At 65.1% G+C, this 20,343-nt stretch carries 23 protein-coding genes and 1 pseudogene; 11 read left to right on the top strand and 13 right to left on the bottom strand.

Annotation, left to right across the window (positions count from 1 at the left end; genetic code table 11):
* Positions 1–4 precede the first annotated feature (4 nt).
* Positions 5–298: an HlyU family transcriptional regulator gene (locus BM171_RS02815; protein WP_093009314.1), complete on the top strand. Its 294-nt coding sequence runs from the start codon at positions 5–7 to the stop codon at positions 296–298.
* A gap of 98 nt (positions 299–396) precedes the next feature.
* On the top strand, positions 397–555 hold the full coding sequence (locus tag BM171_RS18830; RefSeq protein ID WP_175497477.1) for a hypothetical protein: 159 nt from the start codon (positions 397–399) through the stop codon (positions 553–555).
* 40 nt (positions 556–595) lie between these two features.
* Here the strand turns inward: BM171_RS18830 and BM171_RS02810 are convergent, their stop codons facing one another.
* Positions 596–1,270, bottom strand: a complete 675-nt coding sequence (locus tag BM171_RS02810) for an SDR family oxidoreductase (protein WP_093009313.1) — start codon at positions 1,268–1,270, stop codon at positions 596–598.
* Between the two features lie 176 nt (positions 1,271–1,446).
* Between BM171_RS02810 and BM171_RS02805 the strand changes: the two genes are divergently transcribed.
* From BM171_RS02805 to ribD, 4 genes and pseudogenes are all read left to right on the top strand, one after another.
* Positions 1,447–1,704: a hypothetical protein gene (locus BM171_RS02805; RefSeq protein ID WP_093009312.1), complete on the top strand. Its 258-nt coding sequence runs from the start codon at positions 1,447–1,449 to the stop codon at positions 1,702–1,704.
* A 35-nt stretch (positions 1,705–1,739) separates the two neighbouring features.
* A pseudogene (locus tag BM171_RS02800) lies at positions 1,740–2,151 on the top strand (secondary thiamine-phosphate synthase enzyme YjbQ).
* A gap of 108 nt (positions 2,152–2,259) precedes the next feature.
* Positions 2,260–2,718, top strand: a complete 459-nt coding sequence (gene nrdR, locus BM171_RS02795) for a transcriptional regulator NrdR (protein ID WP_093009311.1) — start codon at positions 2,260–2,262, stop codon at positions 2,716–2,718.
* The gene (gene ribD / locus BM171_RS02790; RefSeq protein WP_281244600.1) at positions 2,715–3,809 is read left to right on the top strand and encodes a bifunctional diaminohydroxyphosphoribosylaminopyrimidine deaminase/5-amino-6-(5-phosphoribosylamino)uracil reductase RibD; all 1,095 of its coding nucleotides are present in this window, start codon (positions 2,715–2,717) and stop codon (positions 3,807–3,809) included. The genes nrdR and ribD overlap by 4 nt, the downstream gene beginning before the upstream one ends.
* 45 nt (positions 3,810–3,854) lie before the next feature.
* Here ribD and BM171_RS02785 read toward each other — a convergent pair whose 3' ends face one another.
* The 3 genes from BM171_RS02785 to BM171_RS02775 form a co-directional block, all read right to left on the bottom strand.
* A complete protein-coding gene (locus tag BM171_RS02785) occupies positions 3,855–5,888 on the bottom strand; it encodes a capsular polysaccharide biosynthesis protein (RefSeq protein WP_093009309.1) in 2,034 nt (677 codons plus the stop codon).
* Positions 5,889–5,893: 5 nt separating this feature from the next.
* Complete coding sequence (locus BM171_RS02780) at positions 5,894–7,054, bottom strand: polysaccharide biosynthesis/export family protein (protein WP_093009308.1); 1,161 nt, start codon at positions 7,052–7,054, stop codon at positions 5,894–5,896.
* 98 nt (positions 7,055–7,152) lie between these two features.
* Positions 7,153–8,445 (bottom strand): capsule biosynthesis protein, encoded by a 1,293-nt coding sequence (locus BM171_RS02775; RefSeq protein ID WP_245760173.1) that lies wholly within the window; start codon positions 8,443–8,445, stop codon positions 7,153–7,155.
* 117 nt (positions 8,446–8,562) lie between these two features.
* On the opposite strand from BM171_RS02775, the gene BM171_RS02770 reads away from it, so the two are divergent.
* Positions 8,563–9,150 carry a riboflavin synthase gene (locus tag BM171_RS02770; RefSeq protein ID WP_093009307.1) on the top strand — a complete coding sequence of 196 codons (588 nt, stop codon included), beginning with the start codon at positions 8,563–8,565 and terminating at the stop codon, positions 9,148–9,150.
* On the opposite strand, the gene BM171_RS02765 is transcribed toward BM171_RS02770, so the two are convergent.
* The 3 genes from BM171_RS02765 to BM171_RS02755 all read right to left on the bottom strand — a co-directional run bounded on the left by BM171_RS02765 (position 9,120) and on the right by BM171_RS02755 (position 12,125).
* Positions 9,120–10,286 carry an MFS transporter gene (locus BM171_RS02765; RefSeq protein ID WP_093009306.1) on the bottom strand — a complete coding sequence of 389 codons (1,167 nt, stop codon included), beginning with the start codon at positions 10,284–10,286 and terminating at the stop codon, positions 9,120–9,122. The two genes, BM171_RS02770 and BM171_RS02765, sit on opposite strands and share 31 nt — an antisense overlap.
* A 76-nt stretch (positions 10,287–10,362) precedes the next feature.
* Positions 10,363–10,680 (bottom strand): ArsR/SmtB family transcription factor, encoded by a 318-nt coding sequence (locus BM171_RS02760; protein ID WP_425438938.1) that lies wholly within the window; start codon positions 10,678–10,680, stop codon positions 10,363–10,365.
* A 224-nt stretch (positions 10,681–10,904) separates the two neighbouring features.
* Entirely contained in the window at positions 10,905–12,125 is a 1,221-nt protein-coding gene (locus BM171_RS02755) for an FAD-binding domain-containing protein (RefSeq protein ID WP_093009304.1), read from the bottom strand.
* A 182-nt stretch (positions 12,126–12,307) separates the two neighbouring features.
* On the opposite strand from BM171_RS02755, the gene BM171_RS02750 reads away from it, so the two are divergent.
* Together BM171_RS02750 and clpX are read left to right on the top strand one after the other, a co-directional pair.
* Positions 12,308–12,940 carry an ATP-dependent Clp protease proteolytic subunit gene (locus BM171_RS02750; protein ID WP_093009303.1) on the top strand — a complete coding sequence of 211 codons (633 nt, stop codon included), beginning with the start codon at positions 12,308–12,310 and terminating at the stop codon, positions 12,938–12,940.
* A 160-nt stretch (positions 12,941–13,100) separates the two neighbouring features.
* The gene (clpX, locus tag BM171_RS02745) at positions 13,101–14,366 is read left to right on the top strand and encodes an ATP-dependent Clp protease ATP-binding subunit ClpX (protein WP_093009302.1); all 1,266 of its coding nucleotides are present in this window, start codon (positions 13,101–13,103) and stop codon (positions 14,364–14,366) included.
* 68 nt (positions 14,367–14,434) lie between these two features.
* Here clpX and BM171_RS02740 read toward each other — a convergent pair whose 3' ends face one another.
* On the bottom strand, positions 14,435–15,520 hold the full coding sequence (locus BM171_RS02740; protein ID WP_245760172.1) for a glycosyltransferase family 61 protein: 1,086 nt from the start codon (positions 15,518–15,520) through the stop codon (positions 14,435–14,437).
* Position 15,521: 1 nt separating this feature from the next.
* Positions 15,522–16,208, bottom strand: coding sequence for an FkbM family methyltransferase (locus BM171_RS02735; RefSeq protein ID WP_245760171.1), 687 nt, complete (start codon positions 16,206–16,208; stop codon positions 15,522–15,524).
* Positions 16,209–16,411: 203 nt separating this feature from the next.
* Between BM171_RS02735 and BM171_RS02730 the strand changes: the two genes are divergently transcribed.
* Both BM171_RS02730 and BM171_RS02725 read left to right on the top strand, forming a co-directional pair.
* A complete protein-coding gene (locus BM171_RS02730) occupies positions 16,412–16,795 on the top strand; it encodes an NADH:ubiquinone oxidoreductase subunit NDUFA12 (protein ID WP_093009299.1) in 384 nt (127 codons plus the stop codon).
* Positions 16,792–17,154 carry a DUF2155 domain-containing protein gene (locus BM171_RS02725; protein WP_245760170.1) on the top strand — a complete coding sequence of 121 codons (363 nt, stop codon included), beginning with the start codon at positions 16,792–16,794 and terminating at the stop codon, positions 17,152–17,154. The genes BM171_RS02730 and BM171_RS02725 overlap by 4 nt, the downstream gene beginning before the upstream one ends.
* On the opposite strand, the gene aat is transcribed toward BM171_RS02725, so the two are convergent.
* The 4 genes from aat to BM171_RS02705 form a co-directional block, all read right to left on the bottom strand.
* Positions 17,118–17,699: a leucyl/phenylalanyl-tRNA--protein transferase gene (gene aat / locus BM171_RS02720; protein ID WP_245760169.1), complete on the bottom strand. Its 582-nt coding sequence runs from the start codon at positions 17,697–17,699 to the stop codon at positions 17,118–17,120. The genes BM171_RS02725 and aat overlap by 37 nt on opposite strands.
* A gap of 50 nt (positions 17,700–17,749) precedes the next feature.
* Positions 17,750–19,102 carry an acetyl-CoA carboxylase biotin carboxylase subunit gene (gene accC / locus BM171_RS02715; protein ID WP_093009297.1) on the bottom strand — a complete coding sequence of 451 codons (1,353 nt, stop codon included), beginning with the start codon at positions 19,100–19,102 and terminating at the stop codon, positions 17,750–17,752.
* 10 nt (positions 19,103–19,112) lie between these two features.
* Positions 19,113–19,610, bottom strand: coding sequence for an acetyl-CoA carboxylase biotin carboxyl carrier protein (gene accB, locus BM171_RS02710; RefSeq protein ID WP_093009296.1), 498 nt, complete (start codon positions 19,608–19,610; stop codon positions 19,113–19,115).
* Between the two features lie 182 nt (positions 19,611–19,792).
* Positions 19,793–20,107 carry a hypothetical protein gene (locus BM171_RS02705; protein ID WP_093009295.1) on the bottom strand — a complete coding sequence of 105 codons (315 nt, stop codon included), beginning with the start codon at positions 20,105–20,107 and terminating at the stop codon, positions 19,793–19,795.
* Positions 20,108–20,343: the final 236 nt, after the last annotated feature.

Genomic DNA, 20,343 nt, shown 5'->3' with positions numbered 1-20,343 from the left:
GCAAATGTCGATCCTGAAACGTCTCTTTGGTGGCGGTGGCAGCAAGAGCGAGGGCAGTGCGTCGCCCGTTGCAGGGACCGCGGTGGACTATCAGGGATTCACCATCATTCCCGAGCCAATCCCCGAGGATGGCCAGTTTCGGCTGGCCGCCCGGATCGAGAAGGAGAATGGCGGCGAGACGAAGAGTCATCGCCTCGTTCGCGCGGATGTGCTCCGCGATCGCGACGAAGCGATGGACGCGGCGGTTCGCAAGGCCAAGCAGATGATCGACGAGCAGGGCGCGCGCCTCTTCGGCTGATCCGTTCCGCGCTGGGCGCACAGCGCCTCTGCGCGGCTTGGCCTGTCAGGCGGCATCGTCGGTGACGATATGGAGGGGATCCAGACAGGAGACCCGTCATGCGCCTTTCCTCCCTGATCCTGACCACCACGCTTTTCGCGATTGTCAGCTTTCCCTTGGCGGCAGCATCGCTGCCTGCAGCCTTCGTTCAAGCGAGCGATCTCAAGGCTCCCGGCACCGTCTACCTGCCCGAACCCGATCCGAGAGTTCAGCAATAGATGACACGGGCGGGCATCGTCTGCCCGCCCGAGAGCCGCATCAATTGACCGGCATCACGAAGACTTCCTGCACGTTCGCCCTCGGGTCGGCCTCGAGCGCGAAAACCACGGAGCGAGCGATATCCTCGGGATGCAGCTTGTCGGGCTTCGGGCTGTCGAAGAAGGGCGTGTCGACCATGCCCGGCGCGATCACCGTGCAGCGACCGCCGAATTCGCGCATCTCCTCGGCCAAGTTGCCGCCGTATCCATGCACGAACCATTTAGAGGCCCCGTAGACGGACCCCTTGATGTGCCGCCGACCGGCGGCCGAGCCGGTCAGAAGCAGCTGGCCCTTGCTTTTCTTCAGGTGCGGCATCGCGGCTTTCGTCGTCCAGAGCAGGCCGAGAATGTTGATCTGCACCAGCTTTTCCCATTCCTCTGGATCGCCCGCCTCGGTGCCCGCTGCGCTGAGCCCGGTGCCGGCATTGGCAAAGGCCGCATCAACCGAGCCGAACTGATCTGCCAGCTTGTCCAGAGCCTCCACCTGCGAGGACATGTCGGTCACATCGCCCGGCAGGGCCATCGCCTTGTCGCCCAGTTCGGAGGCAAGCTCCGCGATCTTGTCCTCGGAACGCGCGAAAAGCCCCACGTTCCAACCGGCTTGAACGGCGGCACGGGCGCTCTCGGCACCAATGCCGGAGGACGCCCCGGTGATGAAAATCGTCTTTCCGGCCATGATCCAACTCCTGTGTTCATCAGTGAAATTACCCGCGACAACGCACCGTGACCCTCGGGGGTTTCGAAGGAGCACGCGGGATTGTCGACGTTTTCGTGACGTAGCGTTCACCGGCCGAAGTGAAACCTTTGGCGCAGATAGGCGTTTTTCCGCCAAGCAAGACGGGGGAAAGTCCCATGAACCGTATCGTACTCGCCGCTGCCGCCGGCTTCACCTTCATCGCCGCAGCAGCGCTCGGCGCGACAGATGTCCTCGACCGGGACACGCGCGAGGTGATCGAAATCGACGTAACCGCCGACGAGCTCGCTGAATGCCGCGAGACATTGGCGCAGGTCGCCTCCATGCCCGCAGTACATGACAATGGCACGCCCGTCCTCTTCAATTGGGGGCAAAGCGACCTGCCAGAGGTGCGCTGCGTCGTCTCAGAGGTGTGATGGCGGGCCGGCTCAAGCTTCGCTAACGTCGCCTCATGCAAACGACCTTCACGATCGCGACGCGCGGGCAGGGCCTCTACGAGTTCACCGACGAGGTGGCCTCTTGGGTGACAGGCGATGGTCTGCTCACCCTTTTTATTCGCCACACATCGGCCAGCTTGCTGATCCAGGAAAATGCCGATCCCGAAGTTCGTCACGATCTTCTGGCCTATATGCAGCGGCTCGTGCCGCCGACGAGCGATCCGTCGATGTCCTACCTCACGCACACCTACGAGGGCCCCGACGACATGCCGGGGCATATCAAGGCCGCGATGCTGCCCGTCTCGCTGTCCGTTCCCATCAAGGCCGGGTGGCACCTGGCAAGGAATTTATCTCTTCGAGCATCGCGATGCGCCGCATATGCGGCAGGTCGCGGCCCATCTGTTGCATGACCAACCCTCCATATAGGGGGTGAAAATCCCCTCTACCCAAATTATGGCCAAGCTCCTATAGTGACTGTGGATAAGTGGGGGCCAACCCCATTTTTGAGGCAGAAAAGACCAAGGGGGACGGTGCATGCGCTGCCCGTTTTGCGGAAATATCGACACACAGGTGAAGGATTCGCGGCCTGCCGAGGATCATGTCTCGATCAGGCGTCGGCGGTTCTGTCCGGCCTGTGGCGGGCGTTTCACGACCTATGAGCGGGTTCAGCTGCGCGATCTGGTGGTCATCAAGACCAACGGGCGGCGCGAGGATTTCGACCGTGACAAGCTCGAACGCTCGATCCGGATCGCAATGCAGAAGCGGCCCGTGGAGCCCGAACGCATCGACCAGATGATATCGGGTATCGTGCGGCGGCTCGAAAGCATGGGCGAGACGGACATTCCCTCCAAGCAGATCGGCGAGATCGTCATGGAGGCGCTCGCGCGGATCGACACCGTGGCCTATGTCCGCTTCGCCAGCGTCTACAAGAATTTCCAGGCCGCGGACGATTTCGACAAGTTCGTGAGCGAGCTCAGACCGCCCGACAAGTGACCGGGGAAGACGAGCGCCATATGGCCCATGCCCTGAGCCTGGGCCGCCGGTGTATGGGGCAGACCTGGCCCAACCCGGCCGTCGGTTGCGTGATCGTGCGGGACGGGCGCATCGTCGGGCGCGGCTGGACGCAAGCTGGCGGACGACCCCATGCCGAGACCGAGGCGCTGCGCGGGGCCGGCGAGGCCGCGCGGGGCGCGACAGCCTATGTCACGCTTGAGCCCTGTGCCCATCACGGTCTGACGCCTCCTTGTACCGAGGCACTGATCGCGGCCGGGGTCGCCCGCGTCGTCTCTCCCTTCGCTGACAGCGATCCGCGCGTTTCCGGTCGAGGCTTCGCTTCGCTTCGTGCAGCGGGGATCGAGGTGACGACCGGCGTTCTGGCCGCGGAGGCGGCTGAGGATCACGCGGGCTTCCTCGCCCGCATTCAGCGCGGCCGGCCCCGTGTGACATTGAAGCTTGCCAGTTCGTTCGATGGACGCATCGCGACTGCCAGCGGCGAGAGCCAATGGATCACAGGCCCCGAGGCACGGGTCTGGGTTCACGGCGCGCGGGCGCGCTCGGACGCAGTCATGGTGGGTGCGGGCACCGCGCGGGCGGACGATCCGGCGCTGACCGTGCGCGGCTTCGGCGCGCGTCGTCAGCCGGTGCGCGTGGTGGTCTCGCGGCTCCTTGATCTGCCGCTGATGGGTCAGCTCGCCCGCACAGCGCAGGAGGCGCCGGTCTGGATCTGCCACGGGCCCGACATCCGGCCCGAGATCCGCGAGGCATGGGAAGGTCTGGGTGCGACGCTCTTGCCGTGCCGGCTCGCGGGACGCCAGATCGATCCGCTTTCGGCGCTGGAGGCGCTCGGGGAGCGCGGCTTGACCCGCGTATTCTGCGAAGGCGGCGGGGCCCTTGCCGCGACGCTCCTCGGTGCGGGGCTCGTCGACGAATTGGTCGGCTTCACCGCAGGCGTTGTGCTTGGCGCAGAGGGGCGTCCAGGGCTCGGCGCGCTTGGCGTCGGACGGCTCGCGGATGCGCCGCGTTTCGAGCTGATCGAGAGCCGCGCGGTGGGCGCGGATGTCCTGCATGTCTGGCGGCCGGTCTGACCGGGTGGTTTCCGCGCCGGGAAAACCGCGCGTTTCCGCGTTTTCCTAGCGCCAGAGCCGCGATTGGCTCGCGAACAACCCTTGCAGTTTCGACAGCCCGCGATGAAACGGCCCGATCTTGGGCAGATCGCCCGCCGCGAGCCGCTCCGCCACGACTTCGACCGGGCAGGGGCGGCCCGTGACCGGATCGCGGTAGCGCGGATAGGCAATGAGCGTTGCGTGCACCAGCCCCTCGAGCGAGATCTCCGGCCCACCCCGCCGCCGCGCCGGCACGCGCCCGAGATCGCGCGTCAGACCCCATCCTGCATAGAAAGGCGTGCCGAGCGTCACGACGCGGCAGCCCCGAATAAGTGCCTCGAAGCCGGTGAGGGATGTGATGGTCCAGACCTCGTCCACAGCGTTCAGCGCCTCGCCGATATCGACACCGCCAAGCGTCAGGTCCGCATAGGCTTCGGGGTTCTTGACCTCTCCGGTCCGCAAGCCCGCCAGGACGTCCGGGTGCGGCTTCCAAAGGATCTTTGCGCCCGGATTGCTCGCGCGCGCACGCCGCAAGAGCTCCGCGTTGGTGCCGACCTCGTCCGCGCCCCTCAGGATCGAGGCGTCGTCTTCCACCTGGCCGGGCACGAGGATGCGATAGCCCGGCGGCAATTTCGGCAAGTCCCCCGCGAGATTGTATTTCGACAGCCCCTCGCGCGTGAGAAACCGGATCAGCCGCCGCGCGCGGTCGAGCGCATCGGCGGGCAGGGACGGGCTCTCGGCAATCAGCGTTTCGAGGCGCGAGGGGCGCTGCGGATCGTAGTAGATCCCCAAATCGTCAAGGGCGAGCGACAGCGGCGGGATCAGCTCCGCGCCAAGCCCGCGCGAACGCAGGAACCCGTCCTCCACGCGGACGATGTCTTCGTCCGGCTCGGTCTTGCCAGCCCAGGCCATGAGGCGGCGTCCCTCCGCTTCGGCGCGCTGCCTCGCCTTGGAGGCGTTGTCCTCGAAGATCAGCCGCTTGGTGCCGCCAAAGAAATCTTGCAGCGCGCTTCGCTTCCAGAGCCGCATGCCGCGAGCGACCCAGCCTGTGCGGTCCTCGCGCCAGGCGCGCGCCTCGGCCTCGAGCGTCGCGATCACGTCTTCGAGGTCGGCGCGGCGGTCGCGATAGGGGTCGTACCAGACTGGATAGAGGATCATCGCCGCCGCGAAGAGCTGTGCGCGGGTGAGCTTGCGCTGGCGGCGGTCGATTGGAAAGGCGTCCTCGGTCAGGCCCCAGCCAGCATAGAAGGGCTGGCCGAAGACATGCGGGCGGTGCCCCGCGAGGATCGCCTCGAAGCCCAGCTGCGACGACACGGTGTAGACCGCGACCGCCCCATCTAGGAGCATCCAGGGCGAGATATTCCCGTCGTGAAAGGCGAGTCCTTGCCCAAGGTCGCTTTCCTCGAAATGGCCGGGCCTGTGGCCTGCTGTCGTCTCGGGATGAGTGCGGATGAGGATGCGGGCGCCGGGATGGGCCTCCCGCGCGTGAAAGAGCATTTCGAGAAACCGCATCCGGTCGCCGCCCGAGGCCGTCACCGAGGCATCGCCACGGGTCTGGTCGATGACAAGAACGTAGCCTGGCTCAGGCGGGGCGAGATCGGTGCGCGTCGCAGCGTATTTCGTCAGATGGCTCGTGCGAATGCGGGCGATCGCGGCGCGGGCTCGCGCCAGAAGCTGCGCGTCGTCGAGCGGATGCTCCGCCAGCAATCGCTCCAGATCGGATGGCGTCGAAGGATCGAAATGTGCGCCGCTGGTATCGATCAGAAGGCCGAGCGGCGGCTCGCCCGCACGGCCGGGAAAGAGCGAGCGGAGGAAGGCGTCTTCGATCCGAACGAGCGGCGCGTCCTTCGCCTCGGCAACGCGTTCGCCTCGGTGGGCAAGGGGCGAGGCGCCCCATACCCCGACGGCATCACCCTCTCGGGGTGTGCCCAGCGAGACCTGCCAGCCCGCGAGCGTCAGGATGCGGACCAGCCGGGCGTCAAAGCGGAGTTTCCGCGTGTAGACGCAAAGACGCCGGGGACCTTCGCCCCCGGCGTTCGGTTCCGGCCCTGTGCCGGGCATGCCTGTCAGAGCCCGCCCGTAGCGAGGTCGTCGACCGATGTCGCAAGATCGCCGATCGCGGTGACCGAGCCCAGCGAGCCGGTCAGGGCGGAGATCGTCTTGTCCCACTGTACGAACGGGGCTTCGGTGACATAGAGCGTATCGTCATCCCTCACCACGAAGTCGCGCGCGGTGAACATTCCGTTCGGCTGCGTCAGGTCGAGCACGTAAACCATCCGCTGCGCGCCTTGCAGATCCGTGCGTCCGAGCACCTGGTTTGCGATCTCGGCAGGCTCGTTGCGGAAGATGAAGACGCCGGTCGGATCGGACGCGGTCGCAACGAGGCCGCCCACGGTCGCCAGCGCCTCGACTGCCGACAGGGTCTGCGTCTCGAAGGGCACGCGCGCCTGGCTGCCCGTCGCGCCGAGCGCGGTAAAGGCGCGGGTATCTTCGGAAATCAGGATCTTGTCGCCGCCGCGGAGCGCAATGTCCATGTGCGGGTTCTCATAGAGATCCTGGAACCAGATCTTCCCGGTATGGCCGCCGCGTTGCACTGTGATCTGCGCGATCTCTGGGGGAATGGCGATTCCGCCGGCCTGGGCCAGCATCGCCGACAAGGTCCGCGTCGGGCGCTCGATGGCGAAGACACCGGACGTGCCCGCTTCGCTGATGACCGTCACCGTGGAGCCGTCGCCCGCCACGCGGCGTACCTGCACCTGCGGGTCCGGGGTCTGGTCGGAGAGACGGTCGGTGATGATTTGGCGGACAGCCTCCGGCGTGTTGCCCGCCGCGCGGATCCGTCCTGCATACGGCACGAAGATGAAGCCCGCGCCGTCGACCTGCACCTCTTCGAGCGCGGTGGCGTTCACGCCTTCCCCCGCGAGAAGGCCATCATCGACGTTCTCCCAGATCGTCAGGCCAAGGATGTCGCCCGGTGAGATCACGTCGGAGCCAAGAACGCCGGCATTCTGGAATTGTTCTGTAAAGCCGAAGGAGGGGACAAGGGCGGTTGCCCGCGTCACGCGGTCGTTGACCGACACGATGAAGGCGTCGCCTTCGCGCTGAACGGAGCCTGCATAGATTTCACGTTTGTTCGGGCCCACGCGAGGTAGGCCGCAGGACGCCAGGATCGACGTCGCGACTAAAAGGGCGACGCCCCGCGCCCACCGGGATTTTACGGCTGCCACTGCTCGGTCTCCTCGACCTGTTTTTCTCTGCCTCGGTGCTTTTTTGGAAAACCGTAGCCAGAAAGGTCAGGAAAAGAAAGCGTTGAGCGTCCGGGGTCTCAGGTCACCGCGCGCAACTGTTGCCGTGGGGCCGCGGTGCCGCGCGAGAGCGCTTCATAGGGGTCGTCGGGCGAGAGCATCATGTCGACCACCTGCCGCAGAAGCTGGCGGCGCCCGCGCGCCGAGTAAAAGCCGCCCGGAAGCTGGCTCGTCTCGAGCAGGTATCGCCGGTAATCCTTGTAGGCGCGGTTGTCGGGCCGGGTCGGCTGCGCGAAGAATTCAGGCAAGGGCTGGGTGGAGACGAATTCCGGCTTGGCATAGACTGCCTCGCCGAAGACCTTGAGAGGTATGCCGCGCCATAGCACCTGCTGCGCCGCGGTCGAGTTCACCGTCACCGCCGTGCGCGCATCGTTCAGAAGCTGCGCGAGCTTGCCGCCGCGCACGTAATGCACGCGGTCAGACACGCCGTGGGCGCGAGCCAGATCCCTGATCGTGCGGCGTACCGGCACGCGGCCATCCTCGAGGGGGTGCGCTTTGAAGACGAGGTGGTGGTGTCCCGCCGCGCCCTTGGCGAAGCCTTCGATCACCAGTTTGAGGAAGTCCGGCATCGTGTCGAATGGCGAGTGCTGCTGGAAACTGGAATCGTGTTCGAGTTGCAGCAGGACAAGGTGATAGGGAAAGCCGCCATAGCGGATGCGCGCGGTCTCGAGCACACGCTCGGCCCATCCGAACGGCATCAGGAGAAGCCGCTTGAGGTAGAGCTGGAATTCCTTGGTCACGGGAAGCGACCGGTGCGGGCGGAAGCTGCGGTAATCGCCGTTCCGGAACATCACGAACCAATGGTAGAGCGCGCCGTAGAAAATGTGCTGGCGCATGTCGCCCCAATGGGCGGGCGGCAGCGGCGCTTCCATGTCGGACAGGGCGAGCGCCGCCTGCATGTCCTCGACCGACATCTGCATCAGCCGCGAATGTCCGTTCGAGCCGCCGCGCTCGTAAGTGACCCAATAGGGCCGCATGTAGCCTTCCTCGAAGACGTGGACGGTCAGGCCGCGCGCCCGCGCCTCCTCGACGGCATTGGCGTGAATGCTGCGGACATCGCCGTAAAGCACGATGTCGGTGACGCCTTTTTCCTCGACGAGAGCGATGAACTCGGCCGGCCAGTCCTCTGCGGTTCCGCGATAGGGCAGGTAGCTCCGGGGGTGGAACCAGAAAGCGCGGTCGCCCGCATTGAAGCCCACGCGCCAGACCTCGGCGCCGGTCTTTCGCAGCATCGCGCCGAGGCGATGAAAGAACGGTCCATGCGGGCCCTGCAGAAAGAGGAAGACCCGCTTGTCTCCGGTTGCGTAAGGCATTGGGGCAGTTTATCTCCAGCCGTGTCGACGCACCTTACTACCCCTTGAGATGGGCGAAAATATGGCCCCTTGCGGCACCTGTCCGCTTGGGCCGCCAAGGCGAAGGGACGCAAAGCCATGTTCACCGGATTGATCACCGATGTCGGAGAGGTGCGCGAGCTCGAGCAGCGCGGCGACCTGCGCGCGCGGCTCACCACCGGCTACGACACCAGCACAATCGAGATCGGCGCCTCCATCGCCTGCGACGGGGTGTGCCTGACGGCCATCGCGGTCGGGGCCGATTGGTTCGACGTGGAGATCAGCGCCGAAAGCGTCTCCAAGACCAATATCGGCGCGTGGTCCGTGGGCTACCGCGTGAACCTCGAGCGCGCGCTCCGCGTCGGCGATGAGCTTGGCGGGCATATCGTCTCGGGCCATGTCGACGGTGTCGCCGAGGTCGTGAAGATGGAAAACGACGGCGACAGCACGCGCATCACCTTCCGCGCACCTGAACATCTGGCGCGCTTCATCGCGCCGAAAGGATCGGTTGCGCTCAACGGCACGTCGCTGACCGTGAACGATGTCGACGGGCGCGATTTCTGGGTGAATTTCATTCCGCATACCAAAGAGGCGACCACCTGGGGTGCGACCGAGCTTGGCGACCGCGTCAATCTCGAGATCGACACGCTGGCGCGTTACGTGGCGCGGCTGGCCGAGGCGTCCTGAGCCGCGCGGCGCGCTCCGAGGACAGCATGGGCGCCCGCCCCTGCAACGTAGCAGGCCACCAGCGTCAGGAGCGCCGCGTCGCGCCCCGCGACCGACAGCAGTGCCAGCAGGACCGGTGTGCCGGTCAGGTTTCCAAGGTTCCCCATCTGCGCGATCGCGCCGTTGGCCATCGCCCTGTCACTTGCCGTATGGGCCAGCTGCGGCACCGCCGCAAAGCCTGCCGCCTGCACCAGCCCGAGGCAGAGGAACAGGCCCAGCAGCGCCCAGGTCGCCCCGCCGGTGGCGAGCAGGGCAAGCGTCAGAATGGCCGATAATCCGAACCCGGCGACTGAGATCTGCACCGCGCTGAAGCGCGACAGCAGCACGACGCCCAGGGTGAGCGACGTCATGATCGCGGCGAGTGGCAGCGCGGTCGCGAGCCAAAGCGGCGCGCCCGGCGCGACCTCGGGCAGCAGCGTCAGCACCGCGACGAAGGTGAACGTGTAGAACAGCCATCCCCAGCCCGGAGCCGAAAGCCACGGATTGCCATAGAGCCGGACGTGACGCCGGAGGATGCCATCGCTTTCGCCTGCGGGCTCGGATCTTTCGGGGCGGGGCAGAACCGGCGCGAGGATAGCCGCCATCGCCAGAAGATAGGCGGCGTGACCGAAGAGAAGGCCGCTCAGCCCGTATGCCTCGATGACTGCAGGTCCAGCGAAGGCCGCGAGCGCGAAAGCGACGCTGAAAAACGTGCTCCAGAGCGTCATCGCCGCCGGACGCATCCGCTCGGGCGCGGTCTCCGCGATCAGAGTCGGCGCGGCGACCACGATCGCGAGGTGCGACAGTCCTTCGATCAGGCGTGCGGCAAGGAAGATCGGCAAAGCCGGCAAAAGCGCCTCGATCCCCGACATGGCCGCGCCGAGGACAAGACCTCCGATCAGGGCGCGCTTGGCTCCGAACCGTGCCACCAGCCGCCCGGCATAGAGGCCGAAGAGAAGTCCGAGGAAACTCAGCAGCGACACTGCGAAACCGAGTGCCGCACCCGCGCCGGGATAAGCCTCGCTCAGTGCACCGAACCCGGCCGCGAGCTTGGCATATTGCCCCGCGCCGCCGAGGCCGGCGAGCCAGATCGTGAAGATGACGAGAGTGACGCGCATGGGACGGATCCGTATCGGCTGCGCGCCCGCTCTGCCTCAGGGCGGCTCGGATGAAAAGGCCGAAGCGGCCGGGGCGTCAGGTATGCGTCTTGCAGAACAGCCCGTGCACGCAGTCCAGCATGGTCTGCACCTTGCGGTCCGCGAGCCGGTAATAGATCGTCTTCCCATCGCGGCGCGGCGCAACGAGGTTCTCCGCGCGCAGCCGCGCAAGCTGCTGGCTCACCGCCGCCTGCCGCGAGCCGAGAAGATGTTCGAGCTCGGTCACGCTTTTCTCGCCCTCGACGAGATGACAGAGTAGCATGAGCCGCCCCTCATGGCCGATCGCCTTGAGAAAACGTGCCGCTTCGCCCGCGCTTTCGCGCATCTGGGCGATGTCGCCATCGCTTGCGTCCATCACGTCTTGTTCGGGTTCCATCGTCGCAATCCTTGGCCTCTGCCGGCCTTGCCTCGGGCGCATCGCACGAAGGTGACCTAAGGTACGCCGTGCGTCACGCCAAGAGTCTAACCGATTTCAAGCCGGACCGCATCGGTAATACATCTAATTAGAAGACATCTTATTTTGGGCGCAGTCGGGAAGCTGGAGGTGTTCCATCCGGAAACCCTTGCCGAACGGCGCTCTCAGGCGACGCGAAGCCCCCGCAACTCGCCCAAGAGTTCCGGGATCTTGTCCTTGAACTTGAAGAACCCCTTCGTAGCGTAAGGCCATGCGCGGGCATCGAAAGCGCGGAGCGGGCGGACAACCTCGATGCCTTCGATCTCGCGCAAGAGATCGGCTGTCGGGCCGACCGGCGCATAGGACGTCACGATGCGCGACGCGCCGTGGTCGCGGGCCCAGTCGACGATCGCTTTCGCGTCCGAAAGGCCAGATGTCACCGGGCCGAGCCGATCTTCATGTCGCGCGACGGCATCAGCGATAGCGCGGCTCTTGAAGGCGCTCACATGTTCGGCGGGGGTCAGCATGCTCATTCGCCCGGTCGTATCGAGCGTCGCGCTGGCCTCCGGCTCAAGGCCGAGATCGAACAGCCAGCCGGGCGAGAGGTCGTCCTCGTGCAAAAGGAAGACACAAGGGCTTGCAGGATCGAGCCTGTCACCATCTGGCGCGGCCATCGGCGCCGGGTTCTCCGATCCGTTGACCGCGGGGGCCTCACCGGCCAGCTGCCATTTGGGATGAAAGCGGTCTTCGGTGTATTTGCGAATGTTGGAGGCACGGGCAAGATAGGTCTTGCCCGGCGTCTGCAGCCCCGCGACCCAGCGCCAGCCGAGCGTATTGGACGCCGGATCGCCGTCGCAGAGATGACGCAGGAAGAAATCCGCGCCGAGGGCCCAGGGCAGGTTCAGCGTGAAGATCCAGATCGAGGCGAACCACATCCGGGCGTGATTGTGCAGGTAGCCGGTCTCGACAAGCTCATGCGCCCAGGCGTCGAAACACTCGATGCCCGTCTCGCCGCGGCAGGCCTCTTCCCAGGCGCGGCGCAGGCCCGACTGCGTCTGCACCTGATCCCAGGCAAAGGTCAGCTCCGACCAGTATCCACCCCAGACCGGCGGTCGCATCTCGAGCCAGCCCTTGAAATAGGTGCGCCAGAAAACCTCCTGAATGAACTTTTCGGCTTCGCTGCGCGAATGCTTCGAAAGGACGGCGTTCAGGACTTCTTCCTCGGTCACGAGCCGGTGTCGCAAGTAGGGCGAGAGGCAGGAGACGTTGTCATGCGCGCCTTGCCCGAGGTCGAAGTTCCGCCGTGTCGCATAGTCGCGGCCTGCCTGCGGCACGAAGTCTTTCAGGCGTGCGAGGCCATCCTCGCGGCTCGGCGGGAAGGCGGCGAGTGCCGTCTGCGTCGTCATTTCTGGCTCCTGGCTTGTCTGCCGGGAAGGGTAGGGGCGGGGCGGGAAGCTTCAACGCGCCAAGGCTGCGACATCGACAATTCGACAAAGCCGTCCCCTTGCAGCCCCCCGAGGCGACCACTAAGACTCTTGCGACCAAGGTTTTCCGACCGGATTTCCCAACACCGACCGAGGCAGGCGCGATGACCGATCCTTTCGAGACATACATGAACACACTCGTTCCCATGGTGGTCGAACAGACCAGCCGCGGGGAGCGGGCCTATGACATCTTCTCTCGCCTTCTGAAGGAACGGATCATCTTCCTCTCGGGGCCGGTGCATGACGGTATGTCGAGCCTGATCGTGGCGCAGCTTCTGCACCTCGAGGCGGAGAACCCGAACAAGGAGATCTCCATGTATATCAACAGCCCGGGCGGGGTCGTTACCTCGGGGCTGTCGATCTACGACACGATGCAGTACATCAAGCCGGCGGTGTCCACGCTGGTGATCGGCCAGGCGGCCTCGATGGGCTCGCTCCTGCTGACCGCAGGTGAGAAGGACATGCGCTTCTCGCTGCCCAACAGCCGCGTCATGGTGCACCAGCCGTCAGGCGGCTACCAGGGCCAGGCGACGGATATCATGATCCACGCCGAAGAGACGCTGAAGCTGAAAAAGCGTCTGAACGAGATCTACGTCCACCATACCGGCCAGGATTACGAGACGGTGGAAAAGGCGCTCGAGCGCGACAACTTCATGTCGCCCGGATCCGCGAAGGAATGGGGCCTGATCGACGAGATCGTTCAGAGCCGCGCGGCGCTGGAAGACGCCAAGTCTTAATCTCCGCTTAACGGCGGGGGGCTATCCTGGGCCCCCGCGACGAATTTGCGATTGTAGGCCCGGCAAGGCTATCCTAATCTTCCGGGACTTGGCGAAACGGGGTGGCCGAGAGGCACAAGCGCCACCGCCCCAAGCTCAAAACGGCCGAGAAAGGTTTGTGATGGCGACGAATAACGGCGGCGACAGCAAGAATACCCTCTATTGCAGCTTCTGCGGCAAGAGCCAGCACGAGGTCCGCAAGCTCATCGCCGGTCCGACGGTGTTCATCTGCGACGAATGCGTCGAGCTGTGCATGGACATCATCCGCGAAGAGACGAAAGGCACCGGCCTGAAATCCACGGATGGCGTGCCCACCCCGATGGAGATCTGCCAGATCCTCGACGATTACGTGATCGGCCAGATCAAGGCCAAGCGCGTTCTCTCGGTGGCGGTGCACAACCACTACAAGCGTCTGAATCATTCGGCCAAGAGCTCGGATATCGAGTTGAACAAGTCGAACATCCTGCTGATCGGCCCTACGGGCTGCGGCAAGACGCTGCTCGCGCAGACGCTGGCGCGCATTCTCGATGTGCCCTTCACGATGGCCGATGCCACAACTCTGACCGAAGCCGGATACGTGGGCGAGGATGTGGAGAACATCATCCTCAAGCTGCTGCAATCCTCCGAATACAACGTGGAGCGGGCGCAGCGCGGCATCGTCTATATCGACGAGGTCGACAAGATCACCCGCAAGTCCGAGAACCCGTCGATCACGCGCGACGTGTCGGGCGAGGGCGTGCAGCAGGCGCTTCTGAAGCTGATGGAAGGCACCGTCGCCTCGGTTCCGCCGCAGGGCGGGCGCAAGCATCCGCAGCAGGAATTCCTGCAGGTGGACACCACCAACATCCTGTTCATCTGCGGTGGTGCGTTCGCCGGGCTCGACAAGATCATCGCGCAGCGCGGCAAGGGCTCGGCCATGGGCTTCGGTGCGGATGTGCGCGGTGTCGAGGATCGCAATGTCGGCGAGATCTTCCAGGATCTCGAACCAGAGGACCTTCTGAAATTCGGGCTGATCCCGGAATTCGTCGGCCGGCTTCCGGTTCTGGCGACGCTCGAGGATCTCGACGAGGACGCGCTGGTCACGATCCTGACGCAGCCGAAGAACGCGCTCGTGAAGCAGTACCAGCGCCTGTTCGAGATCGAGGACACGGTCCTGACCTTCACCGACGATGCGCTGAAGGCCATCGCGCTGAAAGCCATCGCCCGCAAGACGGGTGCGCGCGGCCTGCGCTCCATCCTCGAAGACATCCTGCTGGACACGATGTTCGAATTGCCGGGCATGGACGAGGTGGTCGAGGTCGTCGTCAACGAGGAGGCCGTGACCTCCGAGGCGAAACCCCTGATGATCTACGCCGATCAGAAGAAGGAAGCCACCTCGGCGAGCTGAGCAAGCCAGAGATCAGATAAGGAAAAGGCGGCCCGATGGGGCCGCCTTTTTTGTTCGCCTGAGCGGCTCTAGCGCTTTCTCGGCTCGTATTTGTCGCCGATCACGCGCCGCACATCGCCCCACCGGAGCGTTTTCCATGGCGCTGTGTCCTCGATGAAACCGTTGGCGACGAGCGCTTGGCGCAGCTGCTCCATGTGAATCACGCCAAGGTCGTGGCGCTTCTTGTAGCCGCCCTTCTTCTTCAAGATGCGCTGCAATGTCTCGATCTGAACCGTCTCGATCCCGCAGAAGCTGCGGAGATGCTCGGCGATCATGTCCGTCGCGCCCGATTGGCGGCGCAGGACCATGGCAACTTTCTGATCGGAGCGGCCCACGAAGCCGAAAAGATGCAAGGCCGAGCCTTCCGCTGCCAGGATCTGCTTCGCGGCCTTGTAACGCGCGATCTGCGTCGGCAGGTCGTGATCCTGCGGATGGAAAATCTCGTAGCCCTGCGCGGCAAGCTCGTGTTCGAGGCGCTCTTCGCCGATAAGACCACCCTTGGAGAGCCCCAGCTTCGAGCGCGAGATATACAGCCGCTCCGGACCGTCGGGCGCGATATCCTCGGCAAAACGCGTCATGAAGGATCGGAAGGCTGGCGTCCCGCTGATGATCTCGCCGAGCCCGAAGCCCTGGCCGGGCACGACGAGGGTTTCGACCCGCGTCGGGGCGGTGGCGACATGGACGGGCAGGTCGATCCCCGCAAGCCCCCAGAAAGCGCGCTGCCAGCCGGCGATCTCTTCGCCGCGGGCGGGGCGCTTCGGGATGTAGAGGATGCCGTCGAATTCCTGTTGTGACGCGTCGAGGCCCCAGAGACGCCCCGTGCTTTCCACGAGGAAATGCCCGAAATGCACCCAGAGCACCCCGGCCCAGAGCCAGCGTCCCTCAAGCGTCTCCACCTCGCCGGCGGGCGCGTCGGGCGTCAGTGTCAGCGGGCGGTGGTTCCGCCAGAACGCACCTGTCTCGCAATGGGATCCGTCGGCGCGCAAAACACCCGCGGCCTGCCGGAAGGCGCTCTCGGTGGGCGGCACGACCAATGCGCCCGGCACGTCCTCGATCTCGTGCGACCAGCCGCCATCGGGCCGCGGCTTGTCCTGCGTGATGCCCGTTCCGTCCATCTCAGACCTCGCGGGTCGCGGTCCAGACAAGCCGGGTCGAGACCTCTTCGACCTTGGCAAAGCCAGCCGTCTCGAGGATGCGCTTGCATTCGCGCATGCCTTCGCGGCCATAGGCGCCGGGATGGAATTCCATGACGACGGCGCGCAGGCCGGACAGGTCGGCGTGGCGCAGGAAGTCGAGCTCGCCGCCTTCGATGTCGCAGATCAGGATCGTCGGCGCGATCTCTTCGCGGACGCTCTCCCACCTGGTCGAAGGCACCTCCACCGCCGTGGAGCGGCGCGCTTCGGGTTCGATCAGCGACGAGCCGAGATAGGAGGCGTGAACGTGGAAGGTGACGGTTTCGGGTGCGTCTGGATCGGACAGCACGACGCAATTGCGCACGCAGATCCGATCTTCGAGCCCGTTCAGCGCATAGAGCGCCTCGATATGCTCGATGAGGGCAGGGTTCGCCTCGAAAGAGACCACGCGTTCCGGCTTGCCCTGATGCGCGGCGACCGCGCCGACGACCCCGATCCCGGCACCCATTTCGACGATGCGATCCTCGGGTCGCACCACGTGCAGCGCTCCCTTGATCTCATCGCCCTCGTAGCGCGCGGCGGCGATCCGCTCGATCCGGGTTTCGTTCAGAAATGGGGAATGCGGCACCTGCACGCCGAGGCAGGTTGTGGCGATCGCGATATCTTTCATGGCTCTGCTCATGGCCTCGTTTCGCGCCACGATAGCAGAGCGCAAGCTGTCGCCATAGTCATTCGAGGGCGAGCCCTTGTCGTTTTTCAGGCTCCTGCGGGCCTTTTGCCGCGCATTGTCGTGACCTGCGTCAGCCGATCACTGGACGCATGGCGGGGGATGGTGCATACCCGGCCCCGAAGCCATGCAATGAGGTTCCTTCCATGGGGATCATGAATACCCTTCTGCGCGCCGTGACCTGGTGGAACGGCCAAACGCTCAACACCCAGCTCTGGACCTGGCGTCACGGCGTGAAGGTGGGCGAGGACGCGCAGGGCAACGTGTTCTACCAGACCCGCGACGGCAAGCGGCGTTGGGTGATCTACAACGGTGAGGCCGAAGCCACCCGCATCGACCCGAACTGGCACGGCTGGCTCCACCACACGTACAAGGAGCCGCCCACCGACAATCCGTTGCCGCATAAATCGTGGGAAAAGCCGCATATCGAAAACCTGACGGGCACGGCGCTGGCCTATGCCCCGAAAGGCTCGATCCGTCAGGCCCAACCGGCCGAACGCTCCGATTACGAGGCGTGGAGCCCGGAGTGACGCGGCAATTGAGGCTCGCGGCCGCGCTCATCCTCGCCGCGGCACCGGCGCTTGGGCAAGAGGCGGAATCCGGGAGCGGGGCGGTGCTCCGGACGCTCGACAAGCTGAACGGCACAACCGAGGACATTACGGTATCCGCGGGAGCGACCCAAGCGTCCGGGCGGATCGAGGTCGTACTAGAGGATTGCCGCTATCCTGCAGGTGATCCGGCGCGCGATGCCTATGCCTACCTGACGGTTCGTGAGGTCGGTGTGGCGGATCCGGTGTTTTCAGGCTGGATGATCGCCTCTGCCCCGGCGCTCAACCCGATGGATCACCCGCGCTACGACGTCTGGGTGCTGCGCTGCACCACCTCGTGACCCGAGCCTGCCAGCGGCAGGGAAAGGAAATCGGGATTTAGCTGCAAAGCCGCGCGCAGCCGCTTGTGATACTCGGCGCGGGGAATCTCCACCGCGCCGAGCGAGGCGAGGTGATGGGTCAGAAATTGCGTGTCAAAGAGCACGAAGCCCGTCCGCCGCAAGTGATCGACCAGCCAGGCCAGCGCCACTTTCGACGCGTCACGCTCGCGCGAGAACATGCTCTCGCCGCAGAATGCCCCCCCGATCACGACGCCGTAGACCCCGCCCACAAGAGCGTCACCGCGCCAGACCTCGAGGGAATGGGCATCGCCAGAAGCATGCAGCGCCTCGTAGACCCGCGTGATCTCCTCGTTGATCCAGGTCTCGTCGCGATCCGCACAGCCGGTCATGACCCCCGAAAAGTCACGGTCAAGGGTCACGTCGAACCGGTCCTGCCGGATGACCCGGCGGAGGCTCCGCGAGATGTGGAAACCGTCCAGCGGGAAGATGCCGCGCAGCTTCGGGTCGACCCAGAAGATATCAGGGTCGTCCCGGCTTTCCGCCATCGGGAATACCCCGACGCGGTACGCCTGTAGAATCAGCTCAGGGGAGACACTCACGCCTGCCCGAACGTGGCTTCGAGCCAGTGTTCGAGCCAGTGAATGTTGTAATCGCCGCGCCGAACGTCCTCGTTCTCGAGCAGCATCCGGAAGAGCGGGATCGTCGTATCGACACCGTCCACGATCAGCTCGCCGAGCGCCCGGTCGAGACGCGCGAGCGCTTCCTCACGGTCGCGGCCATGCACGATGAGCTTGCCGATCAGGCTGTCGTAATAGGGCGGGATCTTGTAGCCCTGATAGAGTGCGCTATCCATCCGCACCCCGAGGCCGCCCGGCGCGTGATACTGCGTGATCTTGCCGGGCGAGGGCGCGAAATTCGGCAGCTTCTCGGCGTTGATCCGCGCTTCGATGGCGTGACCCTGGATGGTCAGGTCGTCCTGAGAGAAGGACAAGGGCTGGCCCGCGGCGACGCGAATCTGTTCGCGCACGAGGTCCACGCCGAAGATCGCCTCGGTCACAGGGTGTTCCACCTGCAAACGGGTGTTCATCTCGATGAAGTAGAACTCGCCGTTCTCGTAAAGGAACTCGATGGTGCCCGCGCCGGCATAGCCGATCTCGGCCACCGCATCGGCGCAGATCTTGCCGATCCGCGCGCGCTCTTCCTCGGTGATGATGGGGCCGGGCGCCTCTTCGAGCACCTTCTGATGGCGCCGCTGGAGCGAGCAATCCCGCTCTCCGAGATGCACCGCGTTGCCCTTGCCGTCACCGAAGACCTGGATCTCGATATGGCGCGGGGTGGTGAGATATTTCTCGATATAGACTTCGTCGTTGCCGAAAGCGGCCTTGCCCTCGGACCGCGCGGTCTGGAAGGCGCGCTCCATCTCGGCGGCTGAATTGGCGACCTTCATGCCGCGCCCGCCGCCGCCGGCGGTGGCCTTGATGATGACCGGGTATCCCATCTCCTCGCCGAGCTTCTGCGCGGTTTCGAGATCGGGCACGCCGCCTTCGGAGCCGGGAACGCAAGGCACGCCGAGGTTCTTCATCGTCTCCTTGGCGGTGATCTTGTCGCCCATGACGCGGATATGCTCGGCCTTCGGGCCGATGAAGGTCAGCCCGTGATCCTCCACGATCTGCACGAAACGCGCATTCTCCGACAGGAAGCCGTAGCCGGGATGGATCGCCTGTGCGCCGGTGACCTCACAGGCCGAGATGATCGCCGGGAAGGACAGGTAGCTGTCGGTCGAGGAGGCCGGGCCGATGCAGATGGTCTCGTCGGCCATGCGGACATGCATCGCGTCCGCATCGGCGGTCGAGTGCACGGCGACCGATGCGATGCCCATCTCGCGGCAGGCGCGGATGACGCGAAGCGCGATCTCGCCTCTGTTGGCGATCAGGATCTTGTCGAACATGGGATGCCTCTCACTCGACGATAACGAGCGGAGCGCCGTATTCCACGGGCGCGCCATCCTCGACGAGGATGCGCTTGACGGTGCCCGAGGCGGGCGCGGGGATATGGTTCATGGTCTTCATCGCCTCGACGATGAGGAGCGTGTCGCCTTCGGAGACCGCATCGCCCACCTTGATGAAGGCGCCCGCGCCGGGCTCGGGCTGCAGGTAGACCGTGCCGACCATGGGCGAGAGCACGGCGCCGGGATGCGCTGCGGGATCTTCCGGCGCTTCTTGCGCGGCAGGAGCGGAGCCTTGCGCCGGGGCGGATGCGGCGGCAGGGGCTGGAGCGGCGGGCACGTGCATTTGCTGAGGTTGCGCCTGTGGCTGCATGCGGCTCACACGCACGTTCAGGCTGTCATTATCCGCGTATTCCCGTTTGACCTGCAATTCGGTCAGGTCGTTCTCGCGCAGAAGCTCTGCCAGCGCCTGAATGAAGGCGACGTCGGAATCGTGGGTGTTCTTGCTCATACCGTCCTCAACGCATGCTCCTGCCGCCTGCGGCAGTATGTCCTGTAACGCTGCGTCGCTTATAGGCCAAGCGGACTCAAGAGAAAAGCGACGCGGCCCGGAGGGTTCCGGGCGAATTGCACAGGGCAGATAGAGCGCGCCGCGCCGAGGAACAAGCCGTCTTGTCGCGTCCGGGCGGCGGGTCAGCCGGCGGGTCTTTGCGCGGTGTCCTCTGGTGTGTCGCCGCGTGGACGCAATCCCGCGCCTCTATCCAGAAGCGACATGATCCGCAGCTGCATCAGGGAAGGCGGCGCGACGATGTCTGCGGGATTGTCGAGAAGGGCCTCGGGATCGGTCGGAAGGCTGGGCGGCTGTCCGCGGCGGTCGCCAAGACCGGATGCGCCGCTTTCGTCGGGGGCGCGCGGGGCGATCATTGGCGGGCAGCGGTCGGGCGGCGGGCTCAGCGGATGGCCTGTTGCGATCGGGGCGAGGTGATAGGGCATGACGGGCAGATGCATGGTGAGCGCTCCGGCAAGAACATTAAGAAGCGCCGAAGAGTACCATTGATAATCCAGCGTCCAGGCCGAATTCTGTCGACCTGGTTAAGGTCGGGTAAAGACGCGCGCCCGGCGGAAGACCGGGCGCGCTGCCGCCGCTAGCGGTTCATCCTGTTCTCGATGAGGTCGTCGACGACTTCGGGTTCGGCGAGGGTGGAGGTGTCGCCGAGGGATCCGTAGTCGTTCTCTGCGATCTT

Source organism: Roseivivax halotolerans, from assembly GCF_900115815.1.
Lineage (GTDB): Bacteria > Pseudomonadota > Alphaproteobacteria > Rhodobacterales > Rhodobacteraceae > Roseivivax > Roseivivax halotolerans.
The sequence above is the reverse complement of the archived record's forward strand: the minus strand, read 5'-3'. Positions and strand labels throughout refer to the sequence as shown.

What these genes read in the sequence shown, in the direction of transcription:
- BM171_RS02815 (WP_093009314.1), top strand. Translation starts at nt 5, where the DNA reads ATGTCGATCCTGAAACGTCTCTTTGGTGGCGGTGGCAGCAAGAGCGAG.
- BM171_RS18830 (WP_175497477.1), top strand. Translation starts at nt 397, where the DNA reads ATGCGCCTTTCCTCCCTGATCCTGACCACCACGCTTTTCGCGATTGTC.
- BM171_RS02810 (WP_093009313.1), bottom strand. Translation starts at nt 1,270, where the DNA reads ATGGCCGGAAAGACGATTTTCATCACCGGGGCGTCCTCCGGCATTGGT.
- BM171_RS02805 (WP_093009312.1), top strand. Translation starts at nt 1,447, where the DNA reads ATGAACCGTATCGTACTCGCCGCTGCCGCCGGCTTCACCTTCATCGCC.
- nrdR (WP_093009311.1), top strand. Translation starts at nt 2,260, where the DNA reads ATGCGCTGCCCGTTTTGCGGAAATATCGACACACAGGTGAAGGATTCG.
- BM171_RS02785 (WP_093009309.1), bottom strand. Translation starts at nt 5,888, where the DNA reads ATGCCCGGCACAGGGCCGGAACCGAACGCCGGGGGCGAAGGTCCCCGG.
- BM171_RS02775 (WP_245760173.1), bottom strand. Translation starts at nt 8,445, where the DNA reads ATGCCTTACGCAACCGGAGACAAGCGGGTCTTCCTCTTTCTGCAGGGC.
- BM171_RS02770 (WP_093009307.1), top strand. Translation starts at nt 8,563, where the DNA reads ATGTTCACCGGATTGATCACCGATGTCGGAGAGGTGCGCGAGCTCGAG.
- BM171_RS02765 (WP_093009306.1), bottom strand. Translation starts at nt 10,286, where the DNA reads ATGCGCGTCACTCTCGTCATCTTCACGATCTGGCTCGCCGGCCTCGGC.
- BM171_RS02760 (WP_425438938.1), bottom strand. Translation starts at nt 10,680, where the DNA reads ATGGACGCAAGCGATGGCGACATCGCCCAGATGCGCGAAAGCGCGGGC.
- BM171_RS02755 (WP_093009304.1), bottom strand. Translation starts at nt 12,125, where the DNA reads ATGACGACGCAGACGGCACTCGCCGCCTTCCCGCCGAGCCGCGAGGAT.
- BM171_RS02750 (WP_093009303.1), top strand. Translation starts at nt 12,308, where the DNA reads ATGACCGATCCTTTCGAGACATACATGAACACACTCGTTCCCATGGTG.
- clpX (WP_093009302.1), top strand. Translation starts at nt 13,101, where the DNA reads ATGGCGACGAATAACGGCGGCGACAGCAAGAATACCCTCTATTGCAGC.
- BM171_RS02740 (WP_245760172.1), bottom strand. Translation starts at nt 15,520, where the DNA reads ATGGACGGAACGGGCATCACGCAGGACAAGCCGCGGCCCGATGGCGGC.
- BM171_RS02735 (WP_245760171.1), bottom strand. Translation starts at nt 16,208, where the DNA reads ATGAAAGATATCGCGATCGCCACAACCTGCCTCGGCGTGCAGGTGCCG.
- BM171_RS02730 (WP_093009299.1), top strand. Translation starts at nt 16,412, where the DNA reads ATGGGGATCATGAATACCCTTCTGCGCGCCGTGACCTGGTGGAACGGC.
- aat (WP_245760169.1), bottom strand. Translation starts at nt 17,699, where the DNA reads ATGGCGGAAAGCCGGGACGACCCTGATATCTTCTGGGTCGACCCGAAG.
- accC (WP_093009297.1), bottom strand. Translation starts at nt 19,102, where the DNA reads ATGTTCGACAAGATCCTGATCGCCAACAGAGGCGAGATCGCGCTTCGC.
- accB (WP_093009296.1), bottom strand. Translation starts at nt 19,610, where the DNA reads ATGAGCAAGAACACCCACGATTCCGACGTCGCCTTCATTCAGGCGCTG.
- BM171_RS02705 (WP_093009295.1), bottom strand. Translation starts at nt 20,107, where the DNA reads ATGCATCTGCCCGTCATGCCCTATCACCTCGCCCCGATCGCAACAGGC.